Genomic DNA, 19456 nt, shown 5'->3' with positions numbered 1-19456 from the left:
ACAGAGGCTTGACGTTCGCCGGCTTCCTGCTGCCATGCGACGCGCGGCCGATCCGCTGAGCCGCAGACGCTCCGGCGCCCACATGCATGGCGAACATGTGGGCGCCCAGCGCATCGGCGGTGATGTCTTCCTCTGAGACGCTGACGGCCGTTCATTCGTCCGGGGCACCTGCTACGCCATCGCCTGCGTCGACGAGGTCGACAAGGCCGCGCGTCAGAGGGGCGCTGCTGCGTGGCCTGCTCAGCGGGCCCGCTCCGGCTCGTCCTGGTCGGCAGCGCTTCTACGTCTTCACTTCGCCCTTCGTCAGCAGCCACTCCTTGTGCACGGCGCCCAGAGGAATCCGTGACTGGAAGACGGGTGTGCCGAAGATGGAGAGCTGCAGGTTCAGTGTGCCGGTGAGGTCGACGCCGCCGTACAGGGCCCAGGAGCCGTGGGCGGAGCCGGTGGCGTCCGACGAGCCTTCGGCAGTCGCGCTGCTTTCGGCGCGGAGATAGGGGGCGAGGTCGGCGGTGACTCCCACGGTGCCGTAGAGGCCCACCGTCGCCTCGGTACCCATCGCTGCTTTCACGTCACCGACGGCGGTGACCGTCGTCTTCAGGGGCTCACCGGTCATGTGGGATTCGCTGACGCCGCTCCAGCCCTTGGCCCAGGTGAAGTTGCCGCCTATGCGGAAGTCGCCCTTGAGGTCCTGTTCGGCGTCGACCGTGACGTGGCCGTCGGCGTCCACCCGGAAGTAGCAGACGAGATCGAGGTTGACGACGATCGGGACCGGGCCGACCTGGATCACGGGATCGGCGTGCAGTTCGGCGAAGGGGATGCGGATCGGCTTGCCGTTGGTCGTGCCGGCAGCGCGGCCCTTCAGTTGCCACTGGGAGGTCCAGTCGCCGGTCAGACCCAGGAACGCGCCGCTGGGCGAAGAACTCGCGGCGGAGCCGGATCCGTTGTACGAGAAGGCGACCTCGGGGGCCAGTTGGACAAATCCCTTGAGGGAGGCGGCGGCCGACGCGGGGGCACCTGCGGCGGTCTGCACAGCGGTTCCGACGTCGATGCGCAGGCTGCCCAGCGGAAGCTTCGCGCCCTCGGGCCCGAAGGTGAGGTCACCGGTCTTCGCCCAGGAGACCTTCACGCCCTCGACGAGCGGATCGACCTTCATGCTGGACGGGTCGACGGGGACCGCACCGTTGGCCTTGCTCTGGCCCAGCACGGAGTTGAGCTTGGCCGGTTCCGTCTGGACGGTGGCACTGCCGTCGGCCGAGGTGTCGACGATCTCTGTCACCTTGGCCAGTACGCCGTCAGGGGCGCCGGGGGAGGGGGCGCTGGCTATGACGTCGCCGACGGCCACAGGGGTCTTGGACGTTGCGCCGTCCGAGCCCGTGTCCTGGCGGGTGCCGGAGCCGGCGGGCGAGGAAGCGGTCGTTGCCGATGGGGTTGCCGACGGTGCCGCACTTGAGCCGGACGGCGGTGCCGCTATGACCGCCCGGCCGCTCTTCCTGTCGTACGAGGCGACCTTGAGCGCGGTTTTCCGGGCCGGGGTCTTGTCGAGCGTGTTCGCGGCGGCCACGGCGGTCGGGGTGGCGGCGTCGCCGGTCGGGGCGGAGACGACTGCGAGTGGCTCCTGGCCCGTGCCGGGCGTCGAGGCTTCGGCCGCGGGGGCGGCTGCGTCGCCGGTGGCGGCGGGGGAGTGGGCGGAGCAGCCGGTGGCCAGCAGCGTCGCGACGGTGATGGCCGACAGGGCCGAAACCAGGGCATGCGTTCTGAGTTTGTGCACGCGTGAGTCCTCGAGGGCGGTGGCTGGGGGGGGGTGCCGCAGGAAGGAATGACGTCGTGGCACGGCGTAGGTGCCAGGGCGGCATTCCGGAGAGCGACTACGTGAGGGGGTGGGCGTGGTCGGGCGGCGCACCTGTTGGTGGGGCAGTGCGCGGCGGTTGTTACCTGTCAGTAGGTGCGCATGAGCATGCCAGGTCGACGGCGCGGCAGGGGGCACATCTCCACTGGTTGCAGGGTGACGTGGAGCACATTCGTGTCCGGGTCAACTGGCGCCTTTTGAAAGGGCGTTGGGTGGTCGACCGGTGTCCACGGCGGCGTGGCGATGCCGGTAGACCGGTGCAGTCGTGGGGGCGGAGACAGGTCCGCTGTCAGAAGTCCGAGCCTCCCGAGGCCCCGTGCAGTCCTCTATACGTCCCGCGCCCGCGCCCGGCGCGTCGGCGCCGCCTCGCGAAGACGCAGACCGCGAGGCAGCGGGAACCGATGCCCCGACTGCCGTCGGGGAGGGCGTGCAGGGGGTGGTCCTGGGCAGTCGGGGGAGGGTCCGTGCGTGGCAACACCGGAAACTCCACGGCGTACCCGGTACGTGCGAACGACCGCGGAGTTCCTTCGCGCGGTGCATCGACCTTCAAGTCGCCGATGGTGAAACGAGTCCGATGGACGTCAGGCATGACTGGACAGCGCAGCCCTGCCACGGCGCAGAGCACAGGCAGAGCTCCTCCGGACGGAGGCGGTGGTGCTCACGCGGACCGGGCCTGTTGCGGGACGTGATGCCCGAGCAAGGGGCCGGCAGGGCGCGGCCGACGGTCACGGCGAACCAGTGACGGACCCCGACCCGGACCGGAGTTGGGTGGCCCGCCACCAAGGGATCGCACGCAGGTGTGCGAGGAGCATCGCCCGGCCCGTACGGATATCAGGCCATGGCCACCACGGCTGACACGAGCGCCTTGAGGCAGGCCTGTTCGGCCTTCTCGTCGGGCATCGACAGGTGCTGCATGCTCATGCCGTCGAAGGCGGCGAGGAAGAACCGTGCGGTGGTCGCGGTGGGTTGCTGGAGACGGTGACCAGTGCGGTCGGCGGCTTGCTCGATGAGCTGGGAGGTCACGGCGGTGATCCCGGCGAAGTGGTTGTCGAGGGCCTGGCTGAGGTGCGGGGTGCGCAGGGCGTACAGGGTCAGTTCGGTCAGCAGCTGGTAGGACTCCGGCTGGCTCAGTACGGTCTGCCAGAGGGCCTCGGCGAGTGCGAAGAGGGACTCCTCGAAGTTGCCGTGCGTGGGCGCGGCTTGTTCGACCTGGGAGACCAGGTCCTCGGTGAGCTGTTCCATGACGGCCCGGTACAGCTCCTCCTTGGTGCCGAAGGTGTAGTGCACGGTCGCCTGGGCGACACCCAGCTCGGCGGAGATGGCCCTGGTGCTGCCGGCGGCGACGCCCTCCCTGGTCATGAGGTCGATCGCCGCTTTGATCAGCTGGGGGCGGCGTTCGGCCGCGGTCACGTGAGCCATGAGGCCATTCTATTCGACTCAGTCTTTCGAACGGGTCGTACGACCAGGTCGGTCCGGGCCGGCGGACTGGTCGGCGCCGGCGGGAAGGGTACCGCCGCCGACCAGGGCAGAACGCTCCTCACCGGGCGAGCGAGGAGTCCTCGGACCGGATCAGCCGGTCGAGGTTGGCCATGGATGTCCGCATCCCGGCCCGCATGCCGGGCTCCTGGAAGCCGTTGATGAGGATCCCGATCGGACCGAGGCCGATGGCGTACTCCACCTGATAGGTCATCTCCGTCGCCTCGGCGCCGCCGTCCCGGCCGACTGTCGGTCGGAGTTCGAAGATGCTGGTCACCTGCTGCAAGGGTGCGAAACCGGTGCCGGTGTCGACTCGGCGCCTGAGCGGGTCGATCTCCTTGACCGTCCACACCGAGTTGGTGCGCAGTGGCCCGACGGTGCGGTTTCGTTCGGCGTAGGTCTTGCCGAGGGCGGCCACCCCGTGGTGCTCGGTGACCTCGATCGCTCCGGCGACCCACTCCGCGTAGCGGTCGGTGCGGGAGATGACCTCCCAGACCCGTTCGACGGGGGCGTTGATGACGGCTGTTTCGGTGACGGTGTACGTGTTCATGGACGCGGTCCTCGCTCGGTGGCCGGTGGCCGGTGTGGGTGGTTGGGTTGGTCAGCTCTGTGCCAGCAGTTCGGCGGCGGCGTCCTGGCCGGAGCGGACGGCGCCGTCCATGAAGCCGTTCCAGTACGGGGAGAACTCGGCGCCCGCCCAGTGGACCCGGCCGAAGGCGCGGCCCATCCACTCGCCGTAGGAGGTGAGCACGCCGGGAGCGGCGATGGAGGTGGGCCCGCCCTGGGTCCACTGTTCGGCCGTCCAGTCCTGCTCGACGTAGTCGAGGGTCTCGAAGGCGCGCTCCCCGACGACCTGGGCGAAGGAGCGCAGCACGGCGCCGCGGCGTTCACGGGCGGGCCGGTGTGCCCACTTGCGCCACTCCTTGCCGCCGAGGAAGCCCATGAGGACTCCCGGTCCGCCGTCCTGCGGGGTGTTGTCGAACATCTCGCGGATCGGCGAGCCGCCTCGCAGCAGGCCCATGCCCGACAGGCCCTCCGCCCTCCAGAAGGGCTTGTCGTAGACGGCCACGCACTTCATGAGAGTGCCGAACGGAAGCCGCTGGAAGAGCTGGTCCTGCTGTGGCGGCAGCAGCGGATCCCACACGATCCGCGAGGCCAGCAGCGGAGGTATGGCGACGATGACCTGCTCGGCGTGCCACTCGCCGGCGTCCGAGACGACGGTGACGCCGGTGGAGTCCTGGGTGACGCGCCGTACCGGCGCCGACAGGTGGATCCGTCCGTCGAGCTCGACCGCCAGCCGCTGGGCGACAAGCTGTGAACCACCGACGAACCTGCTGTCCTGGGCGCCTCCGGTGGTCCCCGTGCCGCGTTCCATGGTGCCCGGGTGCGTCTCGTCGCCGAACGTGGCCACGTACCAGAGGCTGAACAGTGCGGACGCGTCGCGCGCCTCGCCGCCGTAGGCGGAGTTGAGGAAGATGTTGACCAGGTCGACGCCGCCGCCGGTGATCTCGGCCTTGCGCAGCCACGTCTCGTACGTCATGCCGTCGAGCTCCAGCGCATTCGGCGCCTTCCAGGGCGCCGCCGGGTCGATCCTGGCGGCCGCCTTGCCGATGCGGGCCAACGCGATACCCATGTCGGGAAGAGCGAGCAGGTCCGGGGGCGTGTGCCCGGAGAAGCGCTTGGACCGGCCGTCGTGCACGTAGACGTTCTCGCCCGGGACCTCGGCTCGGTAGGTCTCGACGCCGACGTCCTTGGCCAGGGCCAGGATGCGGTCCTGGGTGGGTCCCACGAACTGGCCCCCGATCTCGGTGACCTGGCCGTCGCCGAGGTCGTGGTTGAGCAGACGCCCGCCCACCCGGTCGCGTGCCTCCAGTACGGCGACCGACTTGCCGGCCGCCACGAGGTCCCGCGCCGCGCTCAGGCCGGCGAGACCTGCGCCGATCACGACGACGTCGCTCTTGTGGCTCCAGTGGTCGTTCATGGTCACTCCTCGGTGATGTCCAGGCGTGGAAGCGCCCGTGAGCCGCTCCGCCAGTGGGCGGCGGGGGCCGGTACGAGGATGACCATACACACGACCTTGTCGAGTGACAAGGTCTGACTATTCAGTTAACTGACTGCGTACATCACTGCTGTTCAGGACCATTCCATGGGAGCGAACCTGGCTTCCCCGTGAAGGCTGGTCGCTTGACTTGAGCAGTTGATAAAGTCGTATGATCGAGTGGAGGTCGTCGCCCTCTCGATCTGTGCGCCTGCTCTGCGGCGCCGCTGTTTCCCCTCACGCACAGGAGCCCGTCATGGCCGTCCTGCTCCACCGTCTGGGCCACCGCGCCTACCACCACCGCAAGCTGGTCCTCGGCATCTGGCTCGCCGTCCTCGCCGCGCTCGTCACCTGCGTCGGCCTCTTCGGCGGCAAGCTCGACGACCGCTTCTCCGTCCCGGGCACCGAGTCGCAGCGAGCGCTGGACACCCTGCGCTCGACCCTGCCGCAGGTGTCCGGCGCAAACGCCCAGATCGTTCTCACATCACCCAAGGGGCACCGCGTCTCCGAGACGCCCTACACCACGGCGATCGCTCGGGCCGTGTCCGCCGCGGACAGGGCACCACAGGTCAGCGCGGTGGTGGATCCGCGGACCTCGGGGGCCGTCTCGGGGGACCGGACCACGGCCATCATTCAGGTGCAGTACTCCGTGCCGAACGCCGAGGTGAGCAGCGCCTCCGTCAACGCTCTCCAAGACGTGGCGAAGACCGCTGAACGCCAAGGCCTCACGGCGTCGGTGGGCGGGTCGGTGTTCAGCAGCAAGGGTGTGCACGTGGGCGCCTCGGAGGTCATCGGCGTGATCGTCGCCGTCCTCGTCCTCGTGCTCACCTTCGGCTCCCTGCTTGCCGCCGGCATGGCGCTGCTGCCCGCCCTGGCAGGGGTCGCGGTCGGGCTCACCGGGCTGCTGGCCCTGACACCCGTGGTCGGCATCTCCTCGACGGCCGTCACCCTCGCGCTGATGCTGGGGCTGGCCGTCGGCATCGACTACGCCCTGTTCATCCTCTCCCGCCACCGCCGGCAACTCGCTCGCGGCACCGAACCCCAGGAGTCCGTGGCGCTCGCCAACGGCACCGCGGGCAGCGCGGTCGTCTTCGCCGGCGGCACCGTGATCATCGCTCTAGCCGCGCTGAGCGTCATAGGCATTCCCTTTCTGACCACGATGGGCCTGGGCGCCGCCGGAGCCGTCCTCGTCGCCGTCCTCGCCTCGATCACCCTGCTCCCCGCACTCGCCGGTTTCGCCGGAGCGAAGCTCGCACCCACGGCCGACAGCGGAGCCACGCCCCGGGCCACCGACGCCGAGGAGAGTGGCGGCAAGCCGTCACTCGGCGCCCGCTGGGTCAGGACCGTCGTGGCCAGGCCCCTGCTCGCGGTCCTCGGCACCGCGGGTGTCCTGCTCGCCCTGGCCCTGCCCGCCGCCGACCTGCGGCTCGCTCTGCCCGACGACGGATCGGCCGCGAAGGACTCGACCCAACGGACGGCGTACGACACCGTGAGCGACAAGTTCGGCCCCGGTTTCAACGGCCCCCTGCTCATCCTGACCAGGACCCACGACGGCGACAGCGACCAGGCGGCGGCTCAAGTCGCCCGGCGGCTGGGCACCTTCGAGGACGTCAAGGCGGTACTCCCGCCCCAACCCACCCACGACCCCGGCCAGAGCGTCATCACTGTCATCCCCGAGACCGGGCCCGACAGCATGCACACCGACCAACTCGTCCGGGACATCCGCAACAGCGCGTCCAGCCTGCGCACGGCCACCGGCGCCTCTGTCGCCGTCACCGGCACCACCGCCGTCAACATCGACGTCTCGACGCGGCTGGGCGACTCCCTGCTCCCGTTCGTCGCCATCGTCGTCGGACTCAGCCTGGTCCTGCTGATGACGGTGTTCCGTTCGCTCGTCGTCCCGCTGAAGGCCGCGGCGGGATTCCTGCTCTCCGTGGCCGCCTCACTCGGCCTGGTCGTCGCTCTCTTCCAGTGGGGCTGGCTCGCAGATGCCCTGGGCGTTCCGCACACCGGTCCGGTGGTCAGCTTTCTGCCGATCATCCTCATCGGCGTTCTCTTCGGACTCGCCATGGACTACGAGGTGTTCCTCGTCTCCGGGATACGAGAGGAATGGACCCACTCGGGCCGGGCCCGGCAGTCGATCGTCGACGGCACCCGGCACAGTGTCCGCGTCGTCACCGCTGCCGCGCTGATCATGTTCACCGTCTTCGCGGGCTTCTTCCCGCTGGACGACGCCCTGATCAAGCCCATCGCCTTCGCGCTGGCGGTCGGCGTGGCGATCGACGCCTTCGCCGTACGCCTGACCCTGGTCCCCGCGGTCCTGGCCCTGGCCGGACGACGGGCTTGGTGGCTCCCCGGTTGGCTGGACCGACTGCTGCCCGACCTCGATGTCGAGGGCAGCAGCCTTGAGAAGGACACATCCGGACCCGACAAGACCCCTGCCGAACTCACCTCGGCATCCTGAGCCGGCGGGCCCGGCGGGCCCGGCGACCAGCGGGCGGTTGTGCGGCGATCACCGCACAACCGCCCGCTGGTGCTCAAACGCCTGCCTGAGTGACAACTCCCCTGACGGGGCTGCACGGTGGACGGTTGCGGCAGGGGAATGCTGTACGGGTTCGACCTGATCGCGCGAGGACAGAGGCCGCCACGCCTCTGGTTGAACGGGGGCTGTGACCGCGCTACTTGACGGCACCTGCGGTCAGGCCCCTGCGCCAGAACCGCTGAAGACTGACGAAGGCGACGAGCAGCGGGATCAGCGACAGGAACGCACCGGTGATCGGCACCAGCGGCGGCACTCCGTTGGCGAACTCCGCGCGCCACTGCACCAGGCCCACCGTGACGGGCTGCAGTGAAGGGGTGTTGAGCATGAGCGAGGGCAGCAGGTAGTTGTTCCAGATGGCGACGAACTGGAACAGGAAGACGGTCACCAGTGCCGGGGACATCAGCGGCAGGGCGATCCGGAAGAAGGTGCGCTGTTCGCCTGCTCCGTCGATCCGTGCGGCCTCCAGGAGTTCGTCCGGGACGGACGACGCGGCGAAGATCCTGCACAGGTAGACGCCGAACGGGCTGACACAGCTGGGCAGCAGCACCGACCAGTACGAGTCGGTGATGTCCAGCTTCGCCATGAGCAGGAACAACGGCAGGGCGAACATCGGCGCCGGGATGAGAACCGAGGCGAGGATGACGTTGAAGACGCTTTCACGGCCGCGGAAGGTGAACTTGGACAGCGCGTAGCCGGCCATCGCGGACAGCAGGGTGCCGACGGTGGCGCCGACGAGGCTGTACAGCGCGCTGTTGGCGAGCCAGGTGGAGAAGATGCCGTCCTCGAAGCTGAACACGTTCTTGATGTTGGTGACCAGGTCGAAGTGGGAGAACCACAGCGGCGTACCGGTGTAGAGGTAGCCCGAGGCCTTGGTCGAGGAGACGAACAGCCACCACAGCGGGATCAGCGTGTACAGGGCCATCAGGCCCAGCACGCCGTTGACGACGGCCTTGCTCGCGACGTCGGCGCCGCGGCGCGCCGGTCGGGTCGGCCGGTCGGCCCCGATCACGCTCATGCCATCGCTCCCTTGTGCTGGTTGTACTTGAGGAATCCGAACGACAGCACGAGGGTGATCAGCGCGAGCACGACGGACTCGGCTGCGGCCAGGTTCTGGCCGCCCACGTCCATGCCCAGGGTCGTGTTCATGATCGGGGTGAATTTCGGGTCGACGCCCGGGATGCGCGCACCGACCAGCACCGCCGGCTCGGTGTACATCTGCGCCGTTCCGATGATGGAGAAGACCGTGGTCAGCACCAGCGCCGGACGCACCAGCGGGATCTTCACCGCCCACGCCAGGCGCCAGCCGGTGCAGCCGTCGAGCGCGGCGGCCTCCATCACCTCGGCCGGGATCGTCTGCAGCGCCGAGTAGATGATCAGCATGTTGTAGCCGGTCCAGCCCCACGTGATCATGTTCCCGATCGAGACCGGAACCCACGACGGCGACAGGAAGTCGGTGTGCATCCCGAGGTGGGACAGCGGTCCGGTGAACGGCGAGAGGTCTTTGACCAGGAGGAAGGACCACATCACCGCGGCGATGGCACCGGGCAGCGCGTAGGGCAGGAAGAACGTGAGCCGGTAGGTCTTGCGCAGCCGGGCCGAGCGGGAGTCCAGCAGGAGCGCGAGCAGGAGGGCGAGGCCCAGCATGACCGGGACCTGGACGCAGCCCAGCAGCACGACCCGGACGATGGACGCGATGAAGTCGTGGTCCTTGAAGGCGTCGGCGTAGTTGGACAGTCCCGCGAACTCGGTGGACTGCGCACCGCCGAACAGCCCCGCGCGGTGGACGGTGAAGAAGCTCTGGTAGATCGCGTAACAGATCGGCGCGACCATCATGGACAGGAAGAGCACCGCGAACGGCGCCAGGAAACCCGACGCGGTCAACCCGCTGCGGCGGCCGGTGCGCCGCGGCCGACTGGCGGGGGAGACGCGGCGGACGGCCGCGGGCGCCGGCCGCGGCGGTGACGCGGTCCGGGTGCTGCTGGGACTGCTCATGGAAACCTCGCTGGGCGGTTCGTCGTCAAGGAGCGGTTCCCGCGGCGCTGGACACGGAGGGCCGCGGGAATCCTTCGGGGCGGCTGGAGTTCCGCTGCCTCAGCCGTTGGTCACCGACAGTCCGAGCTTCTTGATCGCGGCGACCGTCGAGGCCTGGACCTTGGTGACCGCGTCCGGCAGAGTGCCGTTACCGATGGCACCGGTGAAGTCCGTCTCGACCTGCTGGAAGGTCGGGCCGTTGGTCCAGGTGCTGGGCACCTGCGCGGCGGAGGCCTTGTACACGTCACCGACCTTCTGGCCGCCGAAGTACGGGTCACCGCCCGTGAGCGAGGGGTCTTCCTGCCCGGCCTTCGACGCCGGGTACAGCCCGCCTTCGATGCCCGTCTTCACGGCCTGCGGGTCACTGGACAGGAAATCGGCGAACTGCACTGCTTCGTTGGGCGTCTTGCACCCGGTCATCACCGAGGTGGCCGAGCCGCCGCTGCTGGCGCTCTTGCCGTCGCCTGCCGCCCAGGTCGGCATCGGGGCGACCCGCCACTTGCCCGACAGGTTCGCCAGGTCCGACTTCAGACCACCGGCGGCCCAGGCCGCGCCGACGAACGTCAGCACCTTGCCGGCTTCGGAGGCCTTGTTGAACTGCGGGTCCCAGGCGCTGCCGGTCTTCGCCACCAGGCCCTTGTCCTTGAGGTCCTGCCAGTAGGAGGCGACCTTGCGGGTGCCGGGGTTGTCGATGCTGACGGTCCAGCTGTCCCCCTTGGTCGAGTACCAGGACTGACCGGTCTGCAAGGTGAAGGACGCCAAACTGCCGGCGTCGCCGAGCATGGTGCCGAACTTCACGCCGGGGCCGGCGGTGGTGACCTTCTCGGCGTCGGCCTGGTACTCGGCCCAGGTGGCCGGCGGCTTGCTGATGCCGTACTTGGCGAACAGGTCCTCGCGGTAGAAGAGGACCATCGGGCCGACGTCCACCGGGACCCCGTAGATCTTGCCGCCGACGCTGGAGGCCGAGACGGCCGACGGGATGTACTTGTCCATGCCTTCGCTCGCGTACTGCGTGATGTCCATGACCGAGTTCTTCACGAGCATCGACGGGATGTTCTGGTACTCGATCTGGGCCAGGCACGGGCCCTTGCCGGCGGTGAGCGCGTTGCTGATCTGGGTGTAGCCGCCCTTGGGGCCCGACGGGATCTTCTTGAAGGTGATCTTGGTGTCCGGGTGGGAGGCGTTCCACTGGTCGACGATCTTCTCGTAACCGGCCCAGCCCCAGAACTCCATGTTCACCGGCCCGGCCTGGCCCGATCCCTCGGCCGAGTCCTTCTTGTCGCTGCTGCACGCGCCGACGCCGAACGCGAGGGCGGTCACGGTGGCGAGCGCCAGGAGTCTGCGGCTGCGTATGGTGGTGCTGTCCATGTGAGCGAAACCCTTCGTGACGGGGACTGACTTGCTGGACTGTCGGTGGGCGGGCGGCCAGGCCCGCCTACCGACCGGTGCTGAACTCGACGCTGAACACGGTCGGGACGGCGGCCAGGACGTCCGCTGCCGACGGGCCCGGGCCGCAGGCCGCGCTGCCGAGTCCGTGGTGGGCGTGGTCGAGGTGGAGATGGAGTCGGCCGTCGCCGGCCAGGTCGTGCTGGTGGGCCGCGGCAGCCAGGGCCGCGGTGCTCCAGGGACGTACGGTCAGGTCCATGACCGGGTCGCCCGTGATGAGCAGGGTGCCGTCCGGGGTCGTGATCCGGGCGCGGCGGACTTGGTGGCGGTTGCCGTTCTCCTGCGGGCGGACATAGGGGGTCTGCATCGCCGAGACGGTCGACCGGTGGCGGCCGGTGCGCGCGGCGGTGCGGGAGTCGCGGTAGGCCTCGCCGGGACCGAGGCCGAACCACTCGACCTCGGCGTCGGTGCCGGGCAGCGACATCGCGATCCCCAGCCGGGGCAGCGGCACCGACCAGGCGCCGTCAGGGGTGACGGTGCATTCCAGGCGGAGCCGGGCCTGGCCCGCTTCCGGTCCGTCGCCGGCCGTCCAGCGGTAGACGACGTCGAGTGCGGAGGCGGATCCGGCGGCGGCGAGCCGGGCGGTGACCGTGAGCCCTTGTGCGCCTGGCTCGACGCCCAGGACGTCGTGGCGCATCCGGTGCAGTCCGGCGGCGAGCCAGGCGCCGATCTGCGGCTCGGCGAATGCGCTGAGCAGGTCGTTGTCGATCGGGGCCCGCCAGACGTCCAGCCTCGGACCGTCGAGCTCAAGGTCGCCGAGCTGTGTCAGCACTCCGCTGAGGGCGTCGAACCGCGCGGGGCCCAGGGTGATGTTCCCGTCGTGGGCGATCGCCGGTGTCGGCGTGAGGGGGACGGGCGGAACGGCCGGAGCGACGACCAGGCCCTGCGCCCAGGCGATCTCGTGACCGGCCGCGGCCCAGGTCTCGTCGGCGGCGAGCGCCGCGGTGACGGTCAGCCACACCTCGTCGCCGGATGCGTTCTTGCGTGCCGCGTCGAGCGCGGCGGTGACGTCGGCGGGCCAGTCGACGGTCGTCGTCGCGCCCGGTGCGGTCGCGGGCACGGTCAGGCGGCCGGAGCCGGCCGGCTCGCCCCCGTCCTCGACGGTCCACTGGAAGTCCAGATAGCGGGTGTCGCGGACGTGGTGCAGGTTGTGCACGCGGATCTGCCGGGTCGCCGGGTCGATGTGGACCCGGACGGGTTCGATGACCTTCTTGTACTCGACCAGTCCCGGCGACGGTGTGCGGTCGGGGAAGAGCAGCCCGTCGGCGACGAAATTGCCGTCGTGGATCTCCTCGCCGAAGTCGCCGCCGTAGGCGTAGAACGTGTGAGGGTCCTCCTGCCCGGTGAGCCGGGCGATGCCGTGGTCGATCCACTCCCAGATGAATCCGCCGACCAGGCGGGGATGTGCCTCGATGACCTGCTGGTACTCGGAGAGCCCGCCGGGGCCGGTGCCCATGGCGTGTCCGTACTCGCACAGCACGAACGGCAGGGCGCGGCGGTGCGCGTCGTCGGCCGGATCGGCCGTCGGTGCCTCCTGGCCGCGTCCCACGGCGGACAATTCGGCCGCATCGATGTACATGCGGGAATACAGGTCGACGTACGCGCAGCTCGCGAAGTCGCCCTCGTAGTGGATGAGGCGGCCGGCGTCGCGCCGCCGGATCCATTCGGCCGCGGCGGCCAGGTTGGCCCCGGTGCCGGACTCGTTGCCCAGCGACCAGACGATGACCGAGGGGTGGTTCTTGTCGCGTTCCACCAGCCGCGCGGTCCGGTCGAGGTACGCCTCGCGCCATGCGGGGTCGTCGCTGGGGTTGCGCCGCCAGCCGCCGGGTTCGAAGCCGTGGGTCTCCAGGTCGCCCTCGCAGAACACCCACAGGCCGTGTTCGTCGCACAGGTCCAGGAACCGGTGGTCGGGCGGGTAGTGGCTGGTGCGCACCGCGTTGACGTTGTGCTGCTTCATGAGCAGCACGTCGGTCAGCATGGTGTCCTCGGTCAGGGTCCGCCCCGTCAGCGGATGCCATTCGTGGCGGTTGACGCCCCGCAGGGAGATCGGCCTGCCGTTCACGGTCAGGACGCCGTCCACGACCGCCACGGTGCGGAAGCCGATGCGCAGCGGTATCCGCTCCCCGGCTTCGGAGACCAGTTCCCCGTCGTACAGGCGTGGTTGCTCGTCCGACCAGGGCTCGATGCCGTCGATCACGTGCGGGCCCGCCGGATCGGCGGCGGATATGCCGAGCTCGGGCACCGACAGGGACACCCGGGTGGGGGCCGTGACGTCGACGGACAAGGTGCCCTGCCCCGTCGTGTGGTCGTAAGCGGCCTGGACGAAGAAGTCCTCGACACCGCGGGCGGCCACGGTCACCGACCGGAAGATCCCGGACAGCCACCACATGTCCTGGTCCTCCAGGTAGCTGCCGGACGACCACTGGTGCACGCGGACCGCGAGGACGTTACGGCCGGGCCGCAGACCTGCGGACACGTCGAACTCGGTGGTCAGGCGGCTGCCCTTGCCGTCGCCGAGCCGGGTCCCGTTGAGCCACACCGCGAACGCCGAGTCGACGCCCTCGAACCGGAGCACCGCGGCCGAGGCCGGAAACCCGTCCGGAACCTCGAACTCGCGGCGGTACTCGCCGGTCGGGTTCTGCCGGGGCACCCGCGGCGGGTCGACCGGGAACGGGTAAAGGACGTTGGTGTAGGCCGGGGCACCGTAACGGAGTTCATCGGGCAGGCCGGTCATCTGCCAGCAGGACGGCACGGTCAGCAGGTCCCAGGCGGTGTCGTCGAAGTCCGGCGCGGCGAAGTCCCCCGTGAGGTCGTCAAGGTTCGACGCCAGTCGGAATCTCCAGTCGCCGTCGAGTGCGATCGTGGGCAGGTCGGAAGCGAACGCGGCGCGCGGCCGCAGCCGTCCGGTGCCCGGCGACCGGTCTTCGACGTAGGCGTGAGGGTCGAGGCTGTTCATCAGAAGACGTGTTTCCTCTCGCAAGGCCCGGTGGTGGTGGGGGACGGCCGGGAAGGACGGCGCCTGCGGCCCATGGCGTGGGCCGTGGCAGGTCAGGCGGTGCCAGGCGCTCAGCCGTCGTGCCGGGTGGGGCCGTCGTGCGGGGTGGGGCCGTCCTGCCGGGCGGGGCCGCTGCTGTCCCGGACGGTCAGCGTCGGGCGCAGCAGCGATACGACGTTGGTCGGCGGCCGGCCGGAGTCGACGGCTCGCAGCAGGAGTTCGACGGCCTGTTGGGCCATCTCGCGTTTGGGGAAGGTGACCGTGGTCAGTGCGGGCCGGATCCGCCCCACGTGGGCGATGTCGTCGAAGCCGACGACGCTGACGTCCTCGGGGACCCGGCGCCCGGACCGGACCACCGCTTCTATGGCACCGACGGCCAGCACATCATGGGTGGCGAAGATCGCCGTCAGCTCCGGATCCGCCTCCAGCGCCGCACAGGCCGCGTCGAAGCCGCCGGCGGCGTCGTCGCTGGTGCAGGCGAAGACCTTGCGGTCGTCCAGCCCGTCGGGGGCGAACGCCCGGCGCAGGCCCTCGACACGCGGTGTGTGCGCGGGGAGGTCGGCGACCACGGCGACGTTCCGGTGGCCGAGCTCGCGCAGGTGGGACCCGGCCAGGAACCCGGCGTGCTGGTAGTCGATGGACACCACCGGGAGTGTGGTCGGCGGGTCGCCCTCCCAGGCGAACAGCGCGACCGGGAAGGTGGCGGCGGCGAGCATCGGCAGCTGCTGTTCCACGCCGTTGTCCCCGGCGACCAGCAGTGCGTCCACCGAGCGCGCGGTGAGGTTCTCCAAGTGGACCCGGGTGTAGTCGGGATCGTCGCGCGTCGTGGCGAGCAGCAGGTTGTACCCGCGGCCGACCAGGAGGTTCTCCACCTCCTCCACCACCTCCGAATAGAACGCGTTGGCCACCGACGGCACGAACAGCCCCACCGTCGAGGTGCTGCCGGTACGCAGCGAACGCGCCACCAGGTTCGGCTTGTAGCCGAGTTCCGCGATCGCCTGGTTCACCTTCGCCAGGGTCTCCGGCCGCACCTTCTTGCCCGAGACCACGTTGGAGACGGTCTGTTTGGTGACGCCCGCCCTCGCGGCCACGTCCGCCATGGTCACCACGTAGTCTCCCCGAAACATTTATCGATCCACGAAAGTGGCGTCACTGTAGGACGGCTGCTGCGGCAGGGCAAGACCTTGCACCAAGGCAGTGATCCAGCCGTTGTGTCGCAGGCTGGGGTCGCCCGGCCCAGGTCATGATTCCTTTCGCGACTTGACGTGCGCGCACCATTGACGGCTCCGGAAATACGCCAGTAACGTCCCGGCCACGCTTGATCGCATGGATCGGTCAACGCGGTGCCCCTGTCACCCTGACCCCCTAGCGCATGCTCCGCCCCGTCCCCAGCGGGCGACGAGCGCCTGAACAGACCTCGCAAGATCTCGTCCGGAGGAGAGACAGGCATGAACCGACCGGCCGGCTCCGACGCCGACCCGAACCCCGTCCCGGCGCGCCGCAGATCGCACGCGATGCGCTTCATCGCGGCCGCCGCCGGTGCTGCCGTCACGGCGGCGAGCCTCATGCTCACCGCCGTCGTCCCCGCACAGGCCGCCACCACCGTCCACACCTACGCACCGACCGGCGTGGGAGGCGGTACGACGACGTCCCCGGACGTGGCGTCCACCAAGTACCAGGTGCAGGTCGCCGGCACGCCCGTCCAGGCCGTCAAGTACGCCCAGAACGGCAACAACTTCGACATCGCGCGCTTCGCGTCGGACTCCCGGACGCCGACGGTCACGGTCACGCTGCCCAGCACAACGATCGACACGGTGAACATCTATCCGGCCCGCTACTACCCCTCCAGCAGCGTCTCGGTGAGCGCGGACAAGCACACCCTGACGTTCCAGATGTCAGCCGCCGCCGGGTTGAACCAGGCGATCGTGATGGTCAACGGCGACTCGACCAATGCCACGGGACAGCCCTACCTGGCGGTCATCAACGACCCCCTGGAAGCCCCGGCGCAGCGCCCGGACACCACGAGCGCACCGGACGGTTCCGGCGTCAACCTGCAGACCGGAGTCCTCAACTTCCAGCAGTTCGCCGCGAAGTACCTCGCCGCGCACCCCAACAGCGCGGCCCAGAAGGCGCCCGCCGCGACGACGAGCTCCATGGCGGGCAAGACCGTCAACGGCACCGCCATACCCGCAGGTCAGAAGAGCGCGGCCGGGAACCTGGTGAGCGCGAGCAGCGTCAACGTGCGATACCCGAATGTACGGACCATGGCCGCGGGCGACGTCACGTACGCCCTTCAGGCCGCCCTCGACACCATCAAGGCCAACCCCACGGCGCTCAACACGCTCTACTTCCCGAACGGCACCTACGTGTGGTCCGGTCTCCTCGTCAACGGCGTGGACGGCAGCACGCTCAAGGGCGGCAAGCTGAAGATCTACACCGACGAAGGCGCCCTGCTGAAGAACCGCGTCCAGGCGTACATGGAGGCGTTCGAGCCGGCGGTCGGGATCATCAACTCGAGCGACATCGAGATCGACGGCCGCGGCGTCTTCGACGGCAACGGCGTGGCGAACTACAACGCCTCCGGCAGCGGTGACCTGCACGACGCCTACCGCAGCCAGCACCAGGGCGGCGTCATGGTCATGCACTCGTCGGACATCACCTTCAACGACACCTACGTGCGCGACTCGAAGCAGTGGAACTACGAGACCCACACCGCCAGCAGGGTGACGTTCAACAACATCAAGGCCCTCACTCCGTACCGCCAGCCATGGATCGACGGAACGGACTTCGCGAGCGGCCAGGACATCACCGCCAACGGCATCTTCACGCTCGGCAACGACGACGCGTTCGCCTCCGGCCACTACAACCCCAGCGACGGATTCACCCCGCTGGCCTCCGGCGTGTGGAACAACTTCCAGCTCGGCACCTCCAGCGCCGACGTCCAGGGATATGTCAACGCCGTGGCCGCCCACGACACCGTCGCCGACGCCCTCGGATTCGACAACTACCACTGGGACACCGCGGATTCGAAGAACATCTCGGTCAGCAACACGCTGAACTGGTCCGTCGCCGCCGGCAACGCGATCCGGATCGGATGGAGTTCGTACGGCTACCGGCTCACCAACTACACGTTCGACAACTTCAACTCCGTGTCGCCGGCGGCCGGCGGCATCTTCACGCACAACAGCCCCAACCCGTACCCGCGCATCCAGAGCATCGTGGTGAAGAACAGCTCGATCGACACCTCCCGGTTCACTCAGGGGCCGATCGGGCTCAACGGCGGCAACGGATCCACCCAGACGATCACCGCCGACCAGCAGGCGACCTACGGCTACGCCCCCAACCCGGACGGCTCGGGCGCCGCGTACACCTACACCAGGGCCCCGATCGGCACCTTCACACTCGACAACGTGTGGTTCTCGCAGCAGAAGGCGAACAGCAGCCCGTTGACCGGTGCCACGAACGTGACGCTGAACAACCTCCGCGTCGCCGGCAAGCTCGTTGAATACAGCAGCCAGTTCCCCTTGGCGCCAACCGGGATCGGCACGCTGACGTCTACCTTCACGGACGCGAGCGGCCACACTCAGAACGTCAAGGCCGGCGCGCTCACCAGTGGTGACACCTGGGTGGGTGCGTGGACCGGCGACCAGACCAAGAACAACTCCTCGGACCTGACCCTCATCACCCGCAACACAGGGGTGGGCCTGATGGGGGAGCAGTACACCACAGGATCCGGGGACGGAAAGCTCTCCTACATCCAGTTCCCCCTCAGCGGCCTCACCAGGGCACCGAGTCAGGCGACACTCCATCTCACCTACGTCGGCCACCGCTATACGTCGGTCCCGTCGACCGACACCGACCAGCTCCTGGTACAGCCCGTCAGCGACACCACCTGCACCGGCGGCGGCACGTCCTGCCCGGTCAACACGATGACCTGGCAGAACCGGCCGAGCTTCACCGCGACGACCTCCTCCGTCGCGAAGTCGGCCCCGTTCACCCTCGGTTCGACCCTCGTCCCCGAGGGCGGCGGGACCCACCAGGGCAATGCCATCGATGGCCGCGACATCACCGTCGACATCACCTCCTTCGTCCAGAACGCGTACGCGGCCAACCAGTCCACGCTCCTGCTCGCCGTCGGCAACGCGGGCGGCACCAACCACGAGCTGCGCTTCGTCAGCTCCGAAGGCGCCACGGGCACCGGAAAGCTCACCAACGGAACCGCCGAGATGGCGCCCGGGGTGACCGTGACCCCGTAGCGCCGTGAGGCCGGTCCGTCTCCCAGGGCGGGCCGGCCGCGGCCGCGGCTCTGACGCCCTTCTGCCGCGAGGTGATGCACCGCGTGGAGTTGCAGCCCGCCTGACGGGGCCGAACCGGTGAAGCTGATCCGCCTGCACCTCGGGGTGCCTGGTAATCACGGGAATGAAGGGCCAGTGGTGTGCCAGGCGGAGGATGCGGCGGCCGGTGATGACGAACTGGGCGACGGTGGAGAACAGCCGCAGACGCAGGCGGCGGGTTCTGCGCCGCATCGTGCAGGGGCAGATTGCGCAAGCCGGTGGCCCGTGCGGCGCGGATGCGGTCTTCGGCACGGGTCCGTCGGCGGTGCCGCAGTTCCAGTTCGGCGAGCGGGGTGTGCTTGGTGTTGGTGGCGAAGCAGGTGAGCTGCCCGAGGCTGGTCGACCCGCCGCTCAGGATGCCGAGATCCCGCATGCCCTCCGAGGCGGACCACAGGAACGCGCGCTCTGTGTGATCACCAGGACCGGCCTGTGATGCGCCTCATCAGTTTGATCGCAGCCCGGGTGATCAAGGATTCCGAGTGCTCTATGAGTCGTTCGTACTCCCGGGCGTGACGACCGGCGTGCATGATCCAGGCGATCGAACCCTCGATCACCCAGCGCCGGACAGGATGTCGAAGTCGACAGCGTCCTTTGGGTGGCTGATGGTCTTGAGCGTCAGGTCAAGGTGGGTCCTCGCCCAGGTCCACGTGTCGGGGATCAGACGGGACCACAAAGCCCAAGGCGAAGGGGTGAGCGGCAAGGCTCCTGGGCGGCCAGGGCGAACACTGCCCACGTGCCTCGCCCTGCG

At 69.2% G+C, this 19456-nt stretch carries 11 protein-coding genes and 2 pseudogenes; 2 read left to right on the top strand and 11 right to left on the bottom strand.

Annotated elements, in window-relative coordinates; translation table 11 throughout:
- Positions 1-280: 280 nt before the first annotated feature.
- The 4 genes from AQJ54_RS33705 to AQJ54_RS33690 form a co-directional block, all read right to left on the bottom strand.
- Positions 281-1768, bottom strand: a complete 1488-nt coding sequence (locus tag AQJ54_RS33705) for an RAD23 family protein (protein WP_062243833.1) — start codon at positions 1766-1768, stop codon at positions 281-283.
- A gap of 909 nt (positions 1769-2677) precedes the next feature.
- Positions 2678-3265 carry a TetR/AcrR family transcriptional regulator gene (locus tag AQJ54_RS33700; RefSeq protein WP_062032970.1) on the bottom strand — a complete coding sequence of 196 codons (588 nt, stop codon included), beginning with the start codon at positions 3263-3265 and terminating at the stop codon, positions 2678-2680.
- Between the two features lie 118 nt (positions 3266-3383).
- The gene (locus tag AQJ54_RS33695) at positions 3384-3872 is read right to left on the bottom strand and encodes an SRPBCC family protein (RefSeq protein WP_062243832.1); all 489 of its coding nucleotides are present in this window, start codon (positions 3870-3872) and stop codon (positions 3384-3386) included.
- Between the two features lie 51 nt (positions 3873-3923).
- Positions 3924-5303, bottom strand: coding sequence for a flavin monoamine oxidase family protein (locus AQJ54_RS33690; protein WP_062032968.1), 1380 nt, complete (start codon positions 5301-5303; stop codon positions 3924-3926).
- Between the two features lie 313 nt (positions 5304-5616).
- On the opposite strand from AQJ54_RS33690, the gene AQJ54_RS33685 reads away from it, so the two are divergent.
- A complete protein-coding gene (locus AQJ54_RS33685; RefSeq protein WP_062243830.1) occupies positions 5617-7824 on the top strand; it encodes an MMPL family transporter in 2208 nt (735 codons plus the stop codon).
- A gap of 214 nt (positions 7825-8038) precedes the next feature.
- Here AQJ54_RS33685 and AQJ54_RS33680 read toward each other — a convergent pair whose 3' ends face one another.
- The 5 genes from AQJ54_RS33680 to AQJ54_RS33660 all read right to left on the bottom strand — a co-directional run bounded on the left by AQJ54_RS33680 (position 8039) and on the right by AQJ54_RS33660 (position 15501).
- Entirely contained in the window at positions 8039-8917 is an 879-nt protein-coding gene (locus tag AQJ54_RS33680) for a carbohydrate ABC transporter permease (RefSeq protein WP_062243826.1), read from the bottom strand.
- On the bottom strand, positions 8914-9894 hold the full coding sequence (locus tag AQJ54_RS33675; RefSeq protein WP_062243824.1) for a carbohydrate ABC transporter permease: 981 nt from the start codon (positions 9892-9894) through the stop codon (positions 8914-8916). The genes AQJ54_RS33680 and AQJ54_RS33675 overlap by 4 nt, the downstream gene beginning before the upstream one ends.
- Positions 9895-9993: 99 nt before the next feature.
- Positions 9994-11301 carry an ABC transporter substrate-binding protein gene (locus AQJ54_RS33670; RefSeq protein WP_062243821.1) on the bottom strand — a complete coding sequence of 436 codons (1308 nt, stop codon included), beginning with the start codon at positions 11299-11301 and terminating at the stop codon, positions 9994-9996.
- Between the two features lie 67 nt (positions 11302-11368).
- Positions 11369-14335 (bottom strand): glycoside hydrolase family 2 TIM barrel-domain containing protein, encoded by a 2967-nt coding sequence (locus tag AQJ54_RS33665; RefSeq protein WP_062243819.1) that lies wholly within the window; start codon positions 14333-14335, stop codon positions 11369-11371.
- A gap of 110 nt (positions 14336-14445) precedes the next feature.
- On the bottom strand, positions 14446-15501 hold the full coding sequence (locus tag AQJ54_RS33660) for a LacI family DNA-binding transcriptional regulator (protein ID WP_079070133.1): 1056 nt from the start codon (positions 15499-15501) through the stop codon (positions 14446-14448).
- A 321-nt stretch (positions 15502-15822) separates the two neighbouring features.
- Here AQJ54_RS33660 and AQJ54_RS33655 point away from each other — a divergent pair, with 321 nt between their 5' ends.
- A complete protein-coding gene (locus tag AQJ54_RS33655; RefSeq protein ID WP_062243816.1) occupies positions 15823-18630 on the top strand; it encodes a DNRLRE domain-containing protein in 2808 nt (935 codons plus the stop codon).
- 150 nt (positions 18631-18780) lie between these two features.
- Here the strand turns inward: AQJ54_RS33655 and AQJ54_RS47850 are convergent.
- Positions 18781-19036: pseudogene (locus AQJ54_RS47850) on the bottom strand (IS1380 family transposase); the annotation flags it as partial.
- 100 nt (positions 19037-19136) lie between these two features.
- Positions 19137-19351 (bottom strand): annotated as a pseudogene (locus AQJ54_RS45265) (IS5-like element IS4811 family transposase); the annotation flags it as partial.
- Positions 19352-19456 lie beyond the last annotated feature (105 nt).

Origin of the sequence: Streptomyces griseorubiginosus, assembly GCF_001514195.1 — a bacterium.
In the GTDB taxonomy this organism is placed as follows: domain Bacteria; phylum Actinomycetota; class Actinomycetes; order Streptomycetales; family Streptomycetaceae; genus Streptomyces; species Streptomyces griseorubiginosus.
The sequence above is the reverse complement of the archived record's forward strand: the minus strand, read 5'-3'. Positions and strand labels throughout refer to the sequence as shown.